This window comes from Mesorhizobium sp. M0802, assembly GCF_040320115.1.
Classification (GTDB): Bacteria; Pseudomonadota; Alphaproteobacteria; order Rhizobiales; family Rhizobiaceae; genus Mesorhizobium.
This window is the reverse complement of record NZ_JAMYOY010000006.1, coordinates 1-17,226: the sequence shown is the minus strand read 5'-3', so window position 1 is coordinate 17,226 and position 17,226 is coordinate 1. Positions and strand designations below refer to the sequence as shown.

Annotated in this window: 13 protein-coding genes; 5 read left to right on the top strand and 8 right to left on the bottom strand. The window is 65.7% G+C overall.

All coding sequences use genetic code 11. The features are described 5' to 3' along the window. Window position 1: 1 nt before the first annotated feature. Entirely contained in the window at window positions 2-1,180 is a 1,179-nt protein-coding gene (gene tssA, locus NKI10_RS11155; RefSeq protein ID WP_023687034.1) for a type VI secretion system protein TssA, read from the bottom strand. Window positions 1,181-1,505: 325 nt separating this feature from the next. Here tssA and tssH point away from each other — a divergent pair, with 325 nt between their 5' ends. After that, a complete protein-coding gene (gene tssH, locus NKI10_RS11150; RefSeq protein WP_352859910.1) occupies window positions 1,506-4,280 on the top strand; it encodes a type VI secretion system ATPase TssH in 2,775 nt (924 codons plus the stop codon). Here the strand turns inward: tssH and NKI10_RS11145 are convergent, their stop codons facing one another. From NKI10_RS11145 to NKI10_RS11120, 6 genes are all read right to left on the bottom strand, one after another. Continuing rightward, on the bottom strand, window positions 4,281-5,516 hold the full coding sequence (locus NKI10_RS11145) for a VWA domain-containing protein (protein ID WP_023687036.1): 1,236 nt from the start codon (window positions 5,514-5,516) through the stop codon (window positions 4,281-4,283). A gap of 2 nt (window positions 5,517-5,518) precedes the next feature. Continuing rightward, window positions 5,519-7,771 carry a DUF5682 family protein gene (locus NKI10_RS11140; RefSeq protein ID WP_352859908.1) on the bottom strand — a complete coding sequence of 751 codons (2,253 nt, stop codon included), beginning with the start codon at window positions 7,769-7,771 and terminating at the stop codon, window positions 5,519-5,521. Between the two features lie 4 nt (window positions 7,772-7,775). Beyond that, window positions 7,776-8,855 carry an ATP-binding protein gene (locus NKI10_RS11135; protein WP_352859906.1) on the bottom strand — a complete coding sequence of 360 codons (1,080 nt, stop codon included), beginning with the start codon at window positions 8,853-8,855 and terminating at the stop codon, window positions 7,776-7,778. 19 nt (window positions 8,856-8,874) lie between these two features. Beyond that, complete coding sequence (locus tag NKI10_RS11130) at window positions 8,875-10,308, bottom strand: DUF5691 domain-containing protein (protein WP_023732190.1); 1,434 nt, start codon at window positions 10,306-10,308, stop codon at window positions 8,875-8,877. Next, window positions 10,305-11,708: an SWIM zinc finger family protein gene (locus NKI10_RS11125; RefSeq protein ID WP_023684463.1), complete on the bottom strand. Its 1,404-nt coding sequence runs from the start codon at window positions 11,706-11,708 to the stop codon at window positions 10,305-10,307. The genes NKI10_RS11130 and NKI10_RS11125 overlap by 4 nt, the downstream gene beginning before the upstream one ends. Before the next feature lie 98 nt (window positions 11,709-11,806). Then, window positions 11,807-12,346, bottom strand: coding sequence for an Lrp/AsnC family transcriptional regulator (locus NKI10_RS11120; RefSeq protein WP_023724276.1), 540 nt, complete (start codon window positions 12,344-12,346; stop codon window positions 11,807-11,809). A gap of 48 nt (window positions 12,347-12,394) precedes the next feature. On the opposite strand from NKI10_RS11120, the gene NKI10_RS11115 reads away from it, so the two are divergent. Both NKI10_RS11115 and NKI10_RS11110 read left to right on the top strand, forming a co-directional pair. After that, window positions 12,395-13,573 (top strand): MFS transporter, encoded by a 1,179-nt coding sequence (locus NKI10_RS11115; RefSeq protein ID WP_023696650.1) that lies wholly within the window; start codon window positions 12,395-12,397, stop codon window positions 13,571-13,573. A 60-nt stretch (window positions 13,574-13,633) separates the two neighbouring features. Continuing rightward, the gene (locus NKI10_RS11110; RefSeq protein ID WP_023684459.1) at window positions 13,634-14,053 is read left to right on the top strand and encodes a GNAT family N-acetyltransferase; all 420 of its coding nucleotides are present in this window, start codon (window positions 13,634-13,636) and stop codon (window positions 14,051-14,053) included. Here the strand turns inward: NKI10_RS11110 and NKI10_RS11105 are convergent. Further along, a complete protein-coding gene (locus NKI10_RS11105; protein ID WP_023709949.1) occupies window positions 14,050-15,165 on the bottom strand; it encodes an anhydro-N-acetylmuramic acid kinase in 1,116 nt (371 codons plus the stop codon). The two genes, NKI10_RS11110 and NKI10_RS11105, sit on opposite strands and share 4 nt — an antisense overlap. A 213-nt stretch (window positions 15,166-15,378) precedes the next feature. Here NKI10_RS11105 and NKI10_RS11100 point away from each other — a divergent pair, with 213 nt between their 5' ends. Both NKI10_RS11100 and NKI10_RS11095 read left to right on the top strand, forming a co-directional pair. After that, window positions 15,379-16,062: an SDR family NAD(P)-dependent oxidoreductase gene (locus NKI10_RS11100; RefSeq protein ID WP_023668581.1), complete on the top strand. Its 684-nt coding sequence runs from the start codon at window positions 15,379-15,381 to the stop codon at window positions 16,060-16,062. 172 nt (window positions 16,063-16,234) lie between these two features. Next, entirely contained in the window at window positions 16,235-17,089 is an 855-nt protein-coding gene (locus NKI10_RS11095; protein WP_023738419.1) for a MetQ/NlpA family lipoprotein, read from the top strand. Window positions 17,090-17,226 lie beyond the last annotated feature (137 nt).

Here is a 17,226-nt window from a genome sequence, read left to right as displayed (position 1 = left end):
GCTACCTTTCATCCTTCTGGGCAGTCTTCTTGGCGTCGGGAACGCCGGCGAGCAGCCGGAATTCCTTGAGCCCCGACGGGGCGAGGTCTTCCATCAGTTCAACGAAATCCATGTGCACCATCCTGCGCACCCGGCGGGCGAGATGCGGGATCGGGCTCGACGGCTCGGTGCGGTCGTAGAACGCGACCACAAGGTCGAGGCACTTCACCACATCGTCGCGCGAGGAAATCCTGTCCGGGAGCCCCGCACCGGTCTCCGCGTAGCTTGCCATCGTCTCGGCTCCATGACCGTTTCTGACCGGCGCGGCCGGGCTTGCCGGGGGAGCAGCCGGGCTGGCCGCCCCCTTCGTCGCTGCCTCTTCCGTGGTCTCGACCGCCGTATTGCGTTCCAGCGTCGTCAGCACGCGCTGCAAAAATCGTTTCAGGTCCGGGACGGCGGCCCCGTTGCTGTCAAGGCGGGCATTCAGCGCCGCATCGACCGCGTCGAGCGCCTCGATCGCTGCGTGCGCCCCGGCGATGAGCGCCGTCATCTGTTCACCGGCCTGGTCCTGATGGGCGGCACAACCGCTGCCCACCCGGTTCAGGAGCTGTCCGTGCGCGCTGACCAGTGCTGCCTTCTCCGTGGCATTCAATCCCGACGCCGCTTCCTGAAGCATGACGCGATCGTCGAGCGCACCCTGTTCGAGATCGCGTCCACTGATCGGCCCGATGGGACGCGGCGCGAAGAAGACCATCTGCCTGAGGTTCGCCAGCAGGCCTTCCTGGCCGTTCTGCAGGTCGGCCAGCGCGTTGAGGCGGCGCAGGGCGGCCTCGCGTGGTTGGGGGCTGGCCCGCAGCGCCGGGTGCATCGTCTCCCAATGCGTCTCGAAGGTCCTTGCAATCAGGGTCAGGCCCTGTGCCAGTCCGGCCAATCCCTCTTCATTGGCCAGCGCCCGGGCGACAATGACGAGCAGGCGCAGGTCGCGGCCATGCGAACGCAACTCCTCGGCCTTGCCGAGCACGGCAGGCCAGTCGACCGGAATGGTCGATTGCGCGGCTGGCTTGTTGCGCCCGTCATGGACGACCTTGACCTGCGGCTCCGTGAGCCGCTCCAGCTCATGAAAAGCCGGATCGTTGCGCAAGTCTTCGCCTGACGGATTTTCACCGTCCAGCGGAGCAAGCCAGAGTGCGAGATCGATCACAGATACCCCCGGCGACCGGCTCTAAAACCGTACGTGACCCAACGTTAGCACACGGTTGCATATTCCCACAATTCGCCATCCGCTCAAAAGTTAACGAGCGCTAATGAATGTCGGTGCAACTGCGTCTCGGATGGCGCAATTCATGGCGTGCTTGGCCAACCTCGTATGTGAAGCGCATCGCATAGGATTAGAAAAAATCGTGGTTGTCTGCATTTGGCGGCGCGGGACTCTCCACAAAGGGAAAAGGCCGGCTGCATCAAGCGCTTTGTCAAGCGGCTGCTTATGTGGCAGGCTGTCGACGGGGCAGATTGCAGGAGCACGTTCGATGGAACAGCGCCGGTCGTCGCAGGGGTTCAAACGCAAGGAACTGGTTGGCAAGCTCAATCCGGTCTGCCTGCGCGCCTTCAAGGCCGCCGCCGACAGCGCCAAGCTGCGCGGCAATCCTTACGTCGAACTCGTCCATTTCATAGAACAACTGGTGCTGTCCGAGCGTTCGGATGTGCAGATGATCATTGCCGATGCCGGCGTCGATGCCAGCCGGCTTACCAGCGAAATGACCCGCGCCGTCGACAAGCTGCCCTACGGCGCCACCTCGATCGAGGAATTTTCCGACCACATTTTCCACGCCATCCAGGAAGCCTGGAATCTGGCGACGCTGGAATTCGGCATGGAGGAGGTCCGCAGCGCCCATGTCGTGCTCGCCTGCCTGAAGACGCCGGTGCTGGAAGGCCTGGTGGCGAAGATCAGCGGCGAATTCGACCAGATCGACGCCGACGGGGTCATCGCCCGCTTTGCCGAGGTGGTGGACGGTTCGCTCGAAGCCGGCGCCACGGCAGCAGTGGCTCCCACCGCGGAGGCGCCGCGGCGAGCTCCGGGCGGGGACTCCGCGCTGGCCAAATACGCCACAGACCTCACCCAGCGCGCCCATGACGGCAAGATCGACCCGGTCGTCGGCCGAGACCCGGAGATCCGGCAGATCATCGATATCCTGATGCGGCGCCGGCAGAACAACCCGATCCTGACCGGCGAGGCCGGTGTCGGCAAGACCGCGGTGGTCGAGGGGTTTGCCCTGCGCATCGCCCAGGGCGACGTGCCGCCGCCCCTGCAGGGCATCAGCGTGCGTATGCTCGACGTCGGCCTGATGCAGGCCGGCGCCAGCGTCAAGGGCGAGTTCGAGAAGCGCCTGAAGGCGGTGATCGACGAAGTTCAGTCATCCGAGACGCCGGTCATCCTGTTCATCGACGAGGCGCACACGCTGATCGGCGCCGGTGGTGCCGCCGGAACCGGCGATGCCGCCAATCTCTTGAAGCCGGCGCTGGCGCGCGGCGAATTGCGCACCATCGCCGCAACCACCTGGGCCGAGTACAAGCAGCACATCGAAAAGGACCCGGCGCTGACCCGCCGTTTCCAGGTGGTCAAGATCGATGAGCCGTCGGAAGCGGTCGCTGTGCTCATGCTGCGCGGTGTAGCCGGCGTGCTCGAACAGCATCACGAAGTGCAGATCCTGGACGAGGCGATCGAGGCGGCGGTCGGCCTGTCGCATCGTTACATCCCGGCGCGGCAATTGCCCGACAAGGCGGTCAGCCTGCTCGACACCGCTTGCGCCAGGGTGGCGATCTCGCAGCATGCGACGCCGGCCGAGGTCGAGGACATTTTGCGGCGCCGCCAGGCGCTGGAAGTCGAAAGCGGCATCATCGGCCGCGAGGCCGCGATCGGCATCGAAGTAACTGACCGGCAGGCGCGGGTCGAGGCCGGGCTCACTGAAGCCGGGACCATGCTCGCCGCCGCCGAGGAGCGCTGGGAGCGCGAAAAGGCGCTGGTTGCCGAGATCCTCGAACTGCGCGCGCGGCTGCGCGGCGACGGCGTCCCGCTCGATGCGGTGGCGACAGCTGAGGCCGAAGCCGAACCGGCAGCGCCGGACGAAGAAAAGACCAAGGTGCCCAAGGCCGAGACGCCCAAGGCCGAAACGTCCGAGACCGAAGCGCCGGCTGCCGAAGCTGCGCCGTCAGATCCTGCCGCCGATCTGGCGCGGCTGCGTGAACTCATGGCCGAGCTTGCCACCGCGCAAGGCGAGACGCCGCTGATCCTGCCGTCGGTCGACCGCAATGCGGTAGCTGCCGTGGTCCAGGACTGGACCGGCATCCCGACGGGACGGATGCTGTCCAGCCAGACCGAAAAGGCGCTCAAGCTGGCCACCACGCTGTCCGAACGTGTCGTCGGCCAGGATCACGCCATGGAGATGATTGCCAAGCGCGTGCAGACCAGCCGCGCCGGGCTCGGAGCGCCGGAAAAGCCGGTCGGCGTGTTCCTGCTCTGCGGCCCCTCGGGAGTCGGCAAGACCGAGACGGCCCTGGCGTTGGCCGAGACGCTCTATGGCGGCGAACAGAACCTGATCTCGATCAACATGTCCGAATTCCAGGAGGCGCACACCGTCTCGACGCTCAAGGGCGCACCGCCCGGCTATGTCGGCTACGGCAAGGGTGGCATTCTCACCGAGGCCGTGCGCCGAAAACCCTATTCGGTGATCCTGCTCGACGAGGTCGAGAAGGCGCATCCCGACGTCCACGAGATCTTTTTCCAGGTCTTCGACAAGGGCATGATGGATGACAGCGAGGGAAGGCGCATCGACTTCAAGAACACGCTGATCCTGCTGACGTCCAATGTCGGCTCCGAAGTCATCATGGAGCGGACCGGCAACGGCACGGTGAGGGCAGGGCTCGACGGCCTCGATGCTGCACTGCGCGCTCCACTGCTGAAGGTGTTTCCAGCGGCCTTCCTCGGCCGCGTCGTGACCATCCCTTACTATCCGCTCTCGGATTCGATGATCGAGGCCATCACCCGCCATCAGTTCGGCAAGATCGCGCGGCGGCTGCGCGCCAGCCACGACGCCGAACTGGTGATCGGCGACGGCGTCATGGCGCTGGTCAGGGCGCGCTGCACCGAAATCGAGTCCGGTGGCCGCATGATCGACGCCATCCTCACCAACACGCTGTTGCCGGAACTCAGCCGCGGCGTGCTGAACCGGTCGCTCGACGGCGAGAAGATGACCAAGGTGACCGTCAGCGCTTCCACTGACGGGTTTGCCTATTCGTTCGAATAGTCAGGCCTGACTGCTCGGCTCCGTCTCGGCGCGGATCAGCTTGATGTCGGCGCCGGCTGCCCAGGCGCCGATATCCTCGCGCCGCAACGCCGCCGCCATCATGTCGGGAAACAGGTCCGGCGTGCAGGCGAAGACCGGTATGCCAAGTGCCGCGACCGAAGCCGACATCGCCGGATCATAGCCCGGCCGGCCCTGATCGGTCAGCGCCAGCAGCACGATGACATTGACGCCGGACCGGACCAGCGCCGCAAGCCGCCGCAGCAAGTCCTGGCCGTTGCCGCCCTCATAGAGGTCGGTGATCAGCACGAAGTGGGATTTGGTCGGCCGCTCGATGCGGTCGGCGCAATAGGCGACCGCCTGGTTGATGTCGGTGCCGCCGCCGAGCTGCACGCCAAACAGCACCTCGACCGGGTCGCTGAGCTCTTCGGTCAGGTCGACGATGGCCGTGTCGAAACAGACCAGCTTGGTGCGCACGACCGGCAGCGACGCCATCACCGCGGCGAAAATCGAGGCGTAGATCACCGAGCTCGCCATCGAGCCGGACTGGTCGACGCACAGCACCACTTCGTCGAGATCGACCAGCCGGCGTTGCTTGCGCATGAAGCCGACCAGTTTTTCCGGCACGACGGTTTTGTGCTCAGGCTGGTAGTGGCGAAGATTGGCCGAGATGGTGCGCGGCCAGTCGATGTCGCGTTGGCGCGGCCGGTTGGTGCGTCGCGACTTGTCGAGCGCGCCACGGATCGCCTCGGCGGTCTTCTGCTCCAGCCGCTGCATCAGCTTGGCAACGATGTCGGCGATGATGGTGCGGGCGATGTCCTTGGTCTTGGCCGGCATCACCGAACGCAGCGAGATCAGGTCGGCGACGAGGTTGACGTCGGCCTCGATCGCCTTGAGGAATTCCGGCTCCATCAGCATCTGCTTCAGGTTCAGCCGCTCAAAGGCATCCTTCTGGACGATCTGGACCACCTGGGCGGGAAAGAAGGAGCGGATATCGCCCATCCATTGCGCCACGCGTGGCGCCGAGCGGCCGAGCCCGCCGCGCCGCTTGCGCGGGTCGGCATCGGCATTGGCGCCGTCGCCGTAAAGCGCATCGAGCGCCGAAGACAGTTTTTTGTCATCACTGGAAAGGGCGGAGGAAGCCTCGTCATCGGCGCCGATCGCCAGCCGCCAGCGGCGCTCGCGCCCGCTATCGGAGGATGCTGGGCCGGGTTCGGGCACTTCGGCTTCGTCATCCATTGTCACACTCCGCCCGCCAGCAATGGCCCAAGCCGCTCCAGGTGACGGCGCCAGCCCTCGCCGCCATCCGGCGCCGGCGTCAGGCCGGCCGGCAACCTTGCGGTGCGGCCGAGCACGGCCTCGATCAACCGCTGCCGCTCCATCGAGTCCAGATTGGAGAAGACGCGGCGCAGCAATGGCAGATGCGCGATGAAAGCTTCCTCGTCGAGCGATTTCAGCCACCCATCGACGGCGCCGCGCAGGCCCTCGTCGTAGATCAGCCGCTGGCCGGCAGTGCTGAAGAAACCTTCGAAGAACCCCGCTGCCTGGGCGACCGGCGTCCCCGGCGACAGCCTGCGTCCGAGCAGCCCGGCGGCGTCCTCTGCCGACAGTTGGCCGGCTTCATAGAGCAGATGCGCGGCGCAGCCGGCGAGCAGCGCCGTCGAGCCCGGACCTTCCAGCACGCCGGTCAGGCCGTTGCGCCATGCATCGAGCACGCCTTCGCCGGGCTCGACCAGCCGGATCGCCGTGTCGGCCTTGCGCACAGCACCGACCAGCGTGGTGGCGGCCTGCTCGTCCAGGTCGCGCACCGCATAGGGCAGCGCGATCGCGCCTTCGACGATCAACCGTTCCAACAAACCGGACAGCCGGTTGGTTTCGGTCTTGCGCGCCTCGCCGTAACGGATGATGTCGGCAAGCGGCGGCACCGAGGCCAGCATCTCCAGGCATTCGCTGCTGTGCGCTGCGCGCGCCTCCAACGCTACAAGGCCGGCGCTCGCGGCCTCCGACAGATCCGCCGTAATGGCGCTCTGGACAAGGGCGGCAAGCGTGTCGAGGCTCGCGGCCGCACCGAGCATCTGGATCAGGCGGCCATTGGCGGCCTTTTCGATAGTCGGGCCGTAGATCAGGTTCTCGACCAGGCGCACGGCATATTCCGGCTCCCAGGCCAGCGTCCATTTTTCGCGAAAGGTGCCGCGGCTGCGGCCGGCGTCGGCCAGCCTGCCCCATTGCACGCCAAGCACGTTCAGCCGGTGCAGCAATGTCGAACGAAACAGTCCGCTTTCGCTGCGCAGATCGACCGACAGCTCGCGTTCCAGCGCCTCCGGCTTCAGCCGCGCCGCCTTCTGGTTGCGCTGCAGGTCCTCGATCAGCGGCGCCAGCGGCGTGTCGGGCGGAATCTCGCCGACATCCGCGCCCAAAAGCAGCTCGGCCTCGACCAGCGCCCACAGCACCGCTTCGCCGTTGAACAGCGCCGCGATCGCGGCATCGCGCAATTCCTCGAAGCCGGGCTTCGGCCGCTCGCGAATGGCAGCCAGTGTGCGCGCAAGCCGCTCGGCCTCGATCAGCGACGCGGTCGACACCAGATGGCCCTTCGCCCGCAGCACCGCCGCGATCGTCGCCAGCCACAGCGTCGCGGCGTCGCGCCGCCCTCGTGTGCGCCACAGATGCTTGCACCAGCCGGGCGCGACGACGCCAGCGCCATAACCATAGCCCAGCGCAAGACGCGGCCCGGTCCATGGCGCCCATGTCATGATGCTTTTGCGCCGGGCAATTCCCTTGATCAGCGCCTGGTCTTTCTTCTGCGTGTGCGCGGCCTGCAGGGCCGGCACATGCCATGCGCCGCAGACGACGGCGATCGGTCCGGCGAATTCCTTGCGCGCGGCAGCGATTTCCAATCGCATATGCGCTTCACGCTTGGCCTCGAACGGCGCGATCGCACCTTCGCCGTCGCGCAGCGTCGTCATCGCATCGGTGATGGCAGCGAAGATTGGACCCGGCTGCGGATTCTGCTCGATAATGTCGGCCCACCAGCTTTCGCCATCTTCATAGCCGGCGGCCGCAGCCAGCGTGCCGATCGGGTCGCGATGCGATGCGGGCTCGCCATCCTCACCGGTTTCGTCCTTGGGTTCGGGCATGTCGGCGTCAGCCGTTTTGTCGGTGTCGTCGGTTGCCGGTGCCGCGAACCGTGCCGATGACGGCAGGTCGATGAACCGCAATGCCGCCTTGTTCTCCACCGCCCACACCGCCGCCTGGTATTCCGGCGAGAACTCGGCGAACGGCCAGAAACTTGTCGCGGCCGGATCGTCCTCGGGGTAGCAGAGCAGCGCCACCGGCGGCTGCATCTGCGGGCGCGCCAGCAATGGCAGCAGGGCGGACGCGTCGCTCGGCCCTTCGATCAGCACCGCGACCGGCTGCAAGTCCCGCAGCGCCTGCACCAGGCTGTCGGCGGAGCCCGGCCCGTGATGGCGGATGCCGAAATAGGCGACGTCGCTCATGACCTCAGATCGCTGCGTTCAGCGCCGCGTAATAGCCGGCATAGTCCGGCCGCTTCTTGAGCACCGTTTCGAGATATTCCTCCAGCACCACCTTGTCCTGCACCGGGTCCTTGACGATGGCGCCGACAAGGCTGGCGGCGAGGCCTTCGGCGCCGAGCTTGCCGCTGTCGAACCACGCCGCCTGGCTGAGGCCGCCGACCATGGTGGCGATCGCCTCGGCGGTCGAGAGCGAACCCGAAGGCGTCTTCAGCGTCACCTTGCCGTCGGCGGTCGCGCCCGAGCGCAGCTCGCGGAAAATGGTCAACACGCGAGCGATCTCCTCGCCGACATTTTTCGGCACCGGCAGGTCGAGCCCGCCGGCCATCTCGTCGACCCGCTTGGAGACGATCGCCACCTCTTCCGCCATGTCCTCGGGCAGCGGCAGCACCACCACATTGAAGCGGCGTTTCAGCGCCGAGGACAGCTCGTTGACGCCCTTGTCGCGGTTGTTTGCGGTGGCGATGATGTTGAAGCCGCGCTGGGCATAGAGCGAGGTGTTGAGTTCCGGGATCGGCATCATCTTTTCCGACAGCACGGTGATCAGCGTATCCTGTACATCGGAGCCCATGCGCGTCAACTCTTCCAGGCGGCATAGCTTGCCGCTCTCCATGGCGCGGTAGAGCGGCGTCGGCACCAGCGCCTCCTGGCTCGGCCCTTTGGCCAAAAGCTGCGCATAGTTCCAGCCGTAGCGGATCTGGTTCTCGTCGGTGCCGGCCGTGCACTGCACGATCAGCGTCGAGTTGCCCATGATGGCGGCGGCGAGATGTTCCGACACCCAGGACTTGGCGGTGCCGGGAACGCCGAGCAACAGCAGCGCGCGGTCGGTAGCGAGTGTCGCCACCGCGGTTTCCATCAGCCGGCGGCGGCCAACATATTTCGGCGATATCACGGTGCCGTCGCTTGCCTTGCCGCCGAGCAGATAGGTCAGCACGGCCTTCGGCGACAGGCTCCATCCGGCCGGCTTCTGGCGTTCGTCATTGCGCGCCAGCGCCTGCAGTTCAGCGGCATAGACCTGCTCGACAGGGAGGCGGATGGCTGCGTTCATGGTGCTGTTCTCCGGATTGTCATGGGTTGGTTCCCGTCAGGGCCGCGTTGAGGCGCAGGAAAGCGAGCGAGGCTGCCGCCGGCGGCATGCCGGCCGCAACGACATGCTCGATCAATTTTTCCGCTGTCGCCGCAGTGGCCAGAAAGCCCAAAGTTTCCAACAGGTCGTCGACGGTTCGCTTCATCGCGTCATCATTGCCGGCGACAGCCGAACGCAACACCGCCAAGCTCTGGCCGTTCGTCAGGTCGGGCCAATCCAGCCAGTTGGCTTCGAAGCCCTCGGCAAGGGTGAGCGTGCTAACATACTGCGGCGTATCTTTCAGGATCAATCTGACCAGGACACGCTTCCTGCGGCTATCCAGGCGCGGTGTCAGGTGCAGCACGAACAGTGCCGGCTTGCCACCCTCGGCGATCAGCGTGTCGGCCATCTGCGTTACTGCAGCGTCGCTGCCCGACGCGGCGACCATTCGTGAGATCTGGATGTCGGCATTGTTGTCGGCACCGAACTGCCAGGCTGCAATGAAATCGGGTTCGCTGACCCCAAATCGGGAAGCAAGGTCGACCAGATTGCAGGTCTCGAACAGTTCGGCGCGGCGCTTTTCCTGCGCCGGGGATTTGAGTTTTGCCGGGGTGTAGGTGGTGCGGCGGCGGATAAAGCCGGATTTGCCTTCTGCGATGAAGGTGGCAAGTTCGGCAACGGGATCGTCGGCACCGCCACCAACACGACCGTGCTCGCCCAACCTCGCCAGCAGCCGGCTCGCCAGTTCCTGCACCTTGCCGGAGCGGTCAGTGGCCAGGCTTTTCAGGAACGGCGCGTCCTCAGGCGTCAGGCCGAAATGCATGAGTTCGATCAGTGCCAGCCGGACTTCCGCCGGCTCGCCGGGCGCCTTCGCTTCCATCAGGCTGCGGGCCGTGGCCGGATCGCGACGGCGCATCTCGGTCAACGCGATACGGCGCGCGGCGGGGTAAAAGTCATCCCAGTTCTGCACCGTCAGTTGCTCCTGCGGCGCAATCTTCAGCCCCTCGACGCTGGCCTGCCAGTCGATCCACGGCGCATAGATGTCAGGGCTGTTCTGGTCTGATGCCGACGGCATCCAGTCCATCGGATGCAGCACGTAGCCACGGCCGGCGACGAGCGTCGCCACGCGCGCCTTGCGCCGCGCATCGGCGGTGTTCTTCAAGGCAGCCCGCAACAGCGGCCGCAACCGCTCCGGCAGCAGCGGCAGGCCAAGCCTCGGCAGCGGCGGGCGCCGCTTCAGCGACTTCGGCGCGGCTGGCCTTAAGCCCACATCGAGCGCCTGCGCGGCGATGGCCAGCAACAGCCGCTCCCGTTCGTCCGGGCTTGCGCCGCCGGCGATTTCCTTCCACGCGGCTGGCGCCAGATCGAACGCAGTTCCGCCGGTGATCCAGCAGTCGCGCATCGTCGCCAGGCCGGTTTGCTCGAGCTCGTTCATGACAGATCGAGCCTCCCGAAGCCGCTTTGCGCGGCGAGCAGATCGAGCCGCGCGCCGTTCCACAGGGCTGCCGTTGCCGAAAGGTCGAGACCGAGCACGGTTTGATCGACGGTTCCGGCGACAGGCAGGGCGATCCCTTGCGGGTCGTGCGCCGCTTGCCACCAGGCGGTGCCGCGCTCATCGAGCAGGATCGCGCCGGCAGGCAGCATCAGCGGGCTATCGGTCGACCAGGGTGCTGCGTCCTGGTGCGCCGCATGCGCCGCCAGCGGATCCTTGACAATGCCGAGGCCGAAATCCGGCCAGGCGCCCGACACGACATCGCCCTTGCGCTCCGCTACCAGCGCCCGCAGCCGTTGGCGTGACGGATAGAACACCAGCCTTGCATCGAACCGGTCGCCAGGTGTGAACGCGGCAGAGCGGCGGCCGGCCGAGGCCGGAAAGAAATCGAGTAGCAGCGCAAATTGCGGCGTCGGGCTTTTCAGGTCGAGCAGCCAGGTAGAATGGCTGACAAGGCCGTCGCGGCGGGTCTCGATCTTCTCGCCGATGACTTCCCACTGGCTGTCGACCTGTCTTGCATCGGGATTGGCCAGCACCTGGTCGCGGGTTTCGGATGCCGACACCAGCCGCTTCAATTCGGGATCGTCTGGCGCCGAGCGCCAGGCCTTGGCCAGCAAAACCAGCTTGCCGAGTTCGCGGATCGCCGCGTCCGGCCGTTCCTCGCTGCGCAGCGCCATTAGCCGGGCCGGGATTTCGTCGATGCGTCCCGCAAGCGCCGTTGCTTTCATGTCGACCAGCCTGGCGGCAATGCGGCGGCAGCGCTCGCTGCTGGCGTCGGCAAAGGCGGAAAGGCCGAGCCGCAGCTGGTCGGCAATCCACTGGTCGAGTTCGTCCAGCGCGCCTGCCACCGCGGTGCGCGTATCTTCCGCCCGCTTGCGCTGCGCCGTCTCGCGGCGCTCCGTCGCGGCGGCGTCATCGACGGTGCTTTCCTCTGCCTGCGAGGCCTCGCCAATGCTCTTGCCAGACGCGCCCCTGCCAGACTTTGCGTCGACCGGCGGGGGCGCACTCTTCCTGCGCCGGCCAAGCCAGTCATTGACCCATTCCGGCGTTGTTTCGGCTGATGTGAAGCTGGCCGGCGCCGTGGCGGCGATCCACATCAGCGCCAGCGTGTGCTTGCAGGGAAATTTTCGCGACGGGCAGGTGCATTTGTAGCCGTGGTCGCCGGTGTCGACGACGGTGCGATAGGGGTTGGATCCCGAGCCCTGGCATTCGCCCCAGATCAGCGCCTGCTGCTCGTTCTTCTCCAGCCGCGGCCAGTTCGAGCGCTTGGTGAGCTTCGAGGCGGCGCTTAGCGACGCCTGATCGGGGGCCAGCGCCTCGATGGTTTTCAGTTCGAATTCCAAGCCGCGCCTCTCGTCACCCCAAATCAATGCCTGGCATCAATATAGGGTGCCGTTTGTGAAGGATTGTTGTGGCCCCGGCAAGACGAAGATAGCGCAGATCAGTACAACGGCGTGGCCATATGCCGGGGCGTCGGCCATTGCGCGGTGATCTCGGGCTGCACCGGGCGCTCGAGATAGGTCGACAGCACGACATAGCTTCGCGTCGAGGTGACGCCGGGCGTTTCGTAGAGACGCGCCAGCAGGCCTTCGAGCGCCCTGGTGTCCTCGGTGCGGACCTTGAGCAGCAGGCAGGTGTCGCCGGCCACCGAATGGATTTCCTCGACCTCAGGATATTGCGAAACGGCCATCAGCTCCGGCGTCTTGCCCCAGCCCTTGGTATCGATATGCACGAAGGTGAGCAGCGGCTTTTTCACCGCCTTCGGGTCGATGATCACAGCCGTGCCGCGGATGGCGCCGCTGCGCCGCAGGCGCTTGACCCGCTCATGCGCCGCCGGCGGCGACAGGCAGACGCGTTCGCCAAGTTCGGCGTAGCTGATCGTCGCATCCTCGACCAGCACGCCTAATATTTTTCGGTCGATTGCGTCGAGCTCTCGGGGAGCTACCTTATTCTGCAGAACCCCATCTGTTTCTTCGTCCATATCGAAATTCCTTGTTGTCGCGGAATTCAGTTCGGCCATTATGACCCGATGACGAACGCGCATCAAGCTGCAACGCTCCATCAGCCGATCCCGGCGCTGGCCTATCTCCTGACCGGCTGCATCGCCGTCATCGGCTCGAACTCGCTGGTCCTGGGTCCAATTGCTCCGGCAGTCGCCGCATCCTTCGGCACCAGCGTGCCGGCGGTGATGGCCGCGTCGGCTGCCTTCGGTCTCGGCACTTCCGCCAGCGCTTTGTTCCTCGCCCGCTATATCGACGGCGTCGGCGCCCGCCGCATGCTGCAGGGCGCTCTGCTGTTGCTGACGGTCGGGCTTCTCGCCAGCGCGCTGGCGCCGACGGTGATCATGCTGGTCGCGGCCCAGGCCGTCGCCGGCATCGCCGCCGGCGTCGCCATGCCGGCCATCTATGCCAGTGCAGCGGCAATTGCGCCGCCCGGCCGCGAAAGCGGCACGATCGGCGTCGTGCTGACCGGCTGGACGGTCTCCATGGTGGCCGGCGTGTCGCTGTCGGCCGTGCTTGCCGATCTCGTGCACTGGCGCGCCGTCTTCGCCGCCGTCGCGGTGCTTTCCGCCATTGCGCTTGCTGCCTTGTCGATGACCTCGCTCAGCGACGTCAGGAAGAGCGGCCCGGCGCCGTCGCCGTTCGTTGCGCTGGCCATTCCGGGCATCGTGCCGCTGCTCATCGCCTGCACTGCCTTCATGACCGCTTTTTACGGCGTCTACGGCTATCTCGGCGATCATCTGCACCAGGATCTGGGCGAGCCCGTCAGCGCCAATGCGCTGGCCGCACTCGCCTACGGCGCCGGCTTCGGCGCCGCGGCCTTCCTCGACGGCGTCATCGACCGCATCGGCGCACGGCGCGTCATGCCTTTCGCCTATCTGCTGGTCGCCGTCGTCTATGTCGCGATCGCGCTCGCAAGCAGCAATTTCGTGCTGATCCTGGCTATGATCGCCATCTGGGGCCTTGCCAATCATTTCGGCCTGAACGTGCTGGTGATGCGCCTTACCGCGCTCGATCCGTCGCGCCGTGGCACCATCATGGGCCTGAACAGCTCGGTCACCTACCTCGCCGTCTTCATCGGCACCACCAGCTTCGGGCCGCTTTATTCATCGTTCGGCTTTGCCATCTGCGCCATCGTCGCCGCCGTGCTGATGCTGGTTGCGGCAGCAGCGGGGTCATGGCGATCGCCGCTGCCCATCAAGCCGTAAAGCTTGCGTTCTCATCCCGTCCTTCGCTAGAGCTTGGCTTGCCATGCGAGCCCCGCCCGGATGAAGACGACGCTTGAAACCACTGCCGACCCCTCGTCAGACGACCTCGCCTTCCTGGCCGAGCGGCTGACGGCGTTCAATGACGGCGATGTCGGCCCCTCCGGCCGCAAGCCGATCGCCGTCTTCGTTCGTGATGAGCACGGCGCTGTCGTCGCCGGCATTTCGGGATACACCGCCTGGGGCTGGCTCTATGTGCAGTGGCTGTGGGTCGACGAACGCCTGCGCGGCCGGCATATGGCCGGCGACATGCTGGGCGCTGCCGAGGAGGAAGCGGTCAAGCGCGGCTGCCAAAACGCCTGGATTGATACGTTCAATCCGACAGCGGCCAAAGTCTATGAGCGGCAAGGCTACCGGCGCTTCGGCGAACTGCCTGACTTTCCCGTCGGCCGCAGCCGCATCTTCCTGCAGAAGAAGCTCTAACCTGCCAGCCGCCCGCCTTGCATCGGCCGCGGCACGCCGGTGGTGCTGGGAAAGCTGATCGGCAGGCCGCGCAGCACGCGCACGGCAAGGAAGGCAAAGCATTCGGCCTCCACCGCATCGCCTTTCCAGCCCAGTGTCTCGGCCTGCACAACCTCGACGTTGGCGCGCCTCGCCAGCATCGCCATCATCGTCGGGTTGCGGCGGCCGCCGCCACTGACCGCCAGCCGCTTCGGCCGGCGCGGCAACAAATCGAGCGCCTTGCCGACGGCCGAGACGGTGAAGGCCGTCAGCGTCGCCGCCCCATCCTCTGCGCCGAGGCCGTCGGCCATGGCGGCGCCGAAGTCGAAACGGTCGAGCGATTTCGGATAGGGCTTGGTCAGATACGGATGCTGGAGCAATTTGGCCAGCCGCACTTCATCGACGGTGCCGGCCGCGCCCAGTGCGCCGTCGCGGTCCATCTCGCCGAGGCCGTTTGCCTTGATGAAATCGTTGAGCGGCGCGTTGGCCGGGCCAGTGTCGAAGGCGACGATGTTGTCCTTGCCGTCCCACCAAGTGACGTTGCCGACACCGCCGAGATTGAGCACAGCGGTGTCCCCGCTGGCGTCGGCTTCCCTCAAAAGCGCCGCGTGGTAGGCAGCCGCCAGTGGTGCGCCCTGGCCGCCGGCGCGCACATCGTCCGAGCGGAAATCATAGGCGACCTTGGCGCCCAAAATGGAATGCATCAGCGCGCCGTCGCCCAACTGGCGCGTATCGCCGCGCCGCCCGGGTTGCGGGGCACGATGCAGCACGGTTTGGCCGTGAAAACCGACCACGCCGATATCGCCCATGGTCAGGCCGTAGCTTTCGACAAGGTCCTTCACCGCCGCCGACTGCGCCCGCGTCAGCGCCTCCTCGGCTTCGGCAAAGATCGCCGGCTCCGGCCCGTCGAAATTCCACACCCGGGCCTGACGCAGCGTCTCCTCCAGCAAGGCACGGATCGCTGCGGGGTAGGGGGCCAGCGTATAGGTGCCGAAATCGGCGATCCGCTCGCCATCGGTCTTGATCAGCGCCACGTCGATATTGCCGTCAAGCACGGTGCCGGTCATCAGGCCGACGGCCCAGATTGGTTCCACGGTCGACTCCCTTGCGACACCGTTTGCGATTCCAACGCAATCACCTGTCGGACGGATTGTCTCGCCAGGCAAGACCCTGGCCGCGGTCGATTGCTCCGAACCTGCCGGCAGGGTTTTTCACCGAACAGCGAAAATCGAGCAACGTCGTTCTTGCGTCTCGCCGCTCAAGACGCCAGCTATGAGACGAACACGTCATCGCCAAGGAGAAACGACATGGCATCCGAAGTCGCAGTGATCGCCGGCGCGGGTGCGGGCCTGAGCGCCTCTTTGGCACGCCTTCTCACCACGGAAGGCTATCGTGTGGTGCTGGCCGCCCGCAACACGGCCAAACTCGCGGCGCTGGTCGGGGAAACCGGCGCGCTGGCCGTCGAAACCGACGTCGCCGATCCGGCCTCCGTCGCCGGCCTGTTTGACGCCGCCGACAAGCAAGGCCCGCTGGCCCTTGCCGTCTTCAATGCCAGCGGCCGCACGCGCGGCCCGATCGCCGAGGTCGATCCCGATGCGGTCAAACAAGCCTTGCTTGTCGGCGCCTATGGCGGCTTCCTGGTCGGCCAGCAAGCGGCGCGGCGGCTGCTTGCGCGCGGCTCCGGTTCGATTCTTTTCACCGGCGCCTCCGCCAGCATCAAGGGCTTTCCCAACTCCGCCGGCTTTGCCATGCCGAAATTCGGCCTGCGCGGTCTGGCTCAGTCGATGGCGCGCGAACTCTTCCCGAAGAACATCCATGTCGCCCATTTCATTATCGACGGCCAGATCGAGCCGGTCGGGACGAAGCCCGAGCGACCGGACAGCCAGCTGTCGCCCGATGCGATCGCGCAGACCTATCTCGCGACCCATCGCCAGCATCGCAGCGCCTGGAGCTTCGAGGTCGAGCTGCGGCCCTTTGTCGAGACATTCTGACCGGTCCGGCGTGACCGTTCTCGCAATTGCGAAATCTTTGAGAGAATATTCCCGGCTTCGTGTTTGAGAAGAAATGCGGTTCTTTGATCCGGCAAGCAGCATTGCCGATGATGTCGTCAAGGCTTGGTATTCCACCTCGCCGCAATGACTTCAGGATTACGAGGGATCGACAATGTCCGAACGCGGAAACGCTTCCAGCTCTCTTCTTTTTTCAGCCATCAGCCGGCGAGCTGCCCTTGCGGCACTTTTTGCCTCGGCCGTCACGCTTGCCGGTCTGGCTCAGCCGACGCCGTCCTTCGCCGAGGACAAGAAGTCTATCAAGGTCGGCATCATCAGCGGCGAGGATGAGGATGTCTGGCGCGTCGTCGTCGCCCAGGCCGCCGAAAAAGGCCTGACCGTCGAGACCGTGGTGTTCAACGACTACACCCAGCCCAACGAGGCGCTCGAGCGCGGCGAGATCGACGCCAACGCCTTCCAGCACCAGCCCTATCTCGACAACCAGATCAAGACCCAAGGGTACCACATCGTGCGCGTCGGCTACACCGGCGTCTGGCCGATCGGCCTCTACTCCAAGAAATACACCAAGGTTGCCGACCTGCCCGAAGGCGCCGTCATCGGCTTGCCCAACGACCCCTCGAATGAGGGCCGCGCGTTGCGCGTTCTGCAGAACGAAGGCGTGATCAAGCTGAAGGACGGCACCGGCATCCTGGCGACCACCGCCGACATTGCCGAGAACCCGAAGAAGGTCGTCATCAAGGAACTCGATGCCGGCATTGTCGGGCGCTCGGTCGAGGATCTCGATGCGGCCGTCGTCAACACCGACTGGGCGCTGAAGAGCGGTCTCGGCCCGGATAACCGCATCGCCCAGGAGCCGGTGGCTGACAACCCCTACCGCAACTTCATCGCCGTCAAATCCGGCAACGAGAACGAGGGCTGGGTAAAGACGCTGGTCGCGTCCTACCAGAACGAGAAGGTCAAGGCCGAGTTCGACAAGGTCTACAAGGGCACCGGGATCAGCGCCTATTGATCGGCGCCTGGTTGTCAGGAGCAGGGGGGGCCCGGGGGTGGGGGGGAGCCCCGCCCAGTTGGGCTAGGGGGCAAGAAAAAGATAGGAAAACAACCACAAACGCCACAAAGAAAGAGCGGCGAAGTAATAAAAAAAAA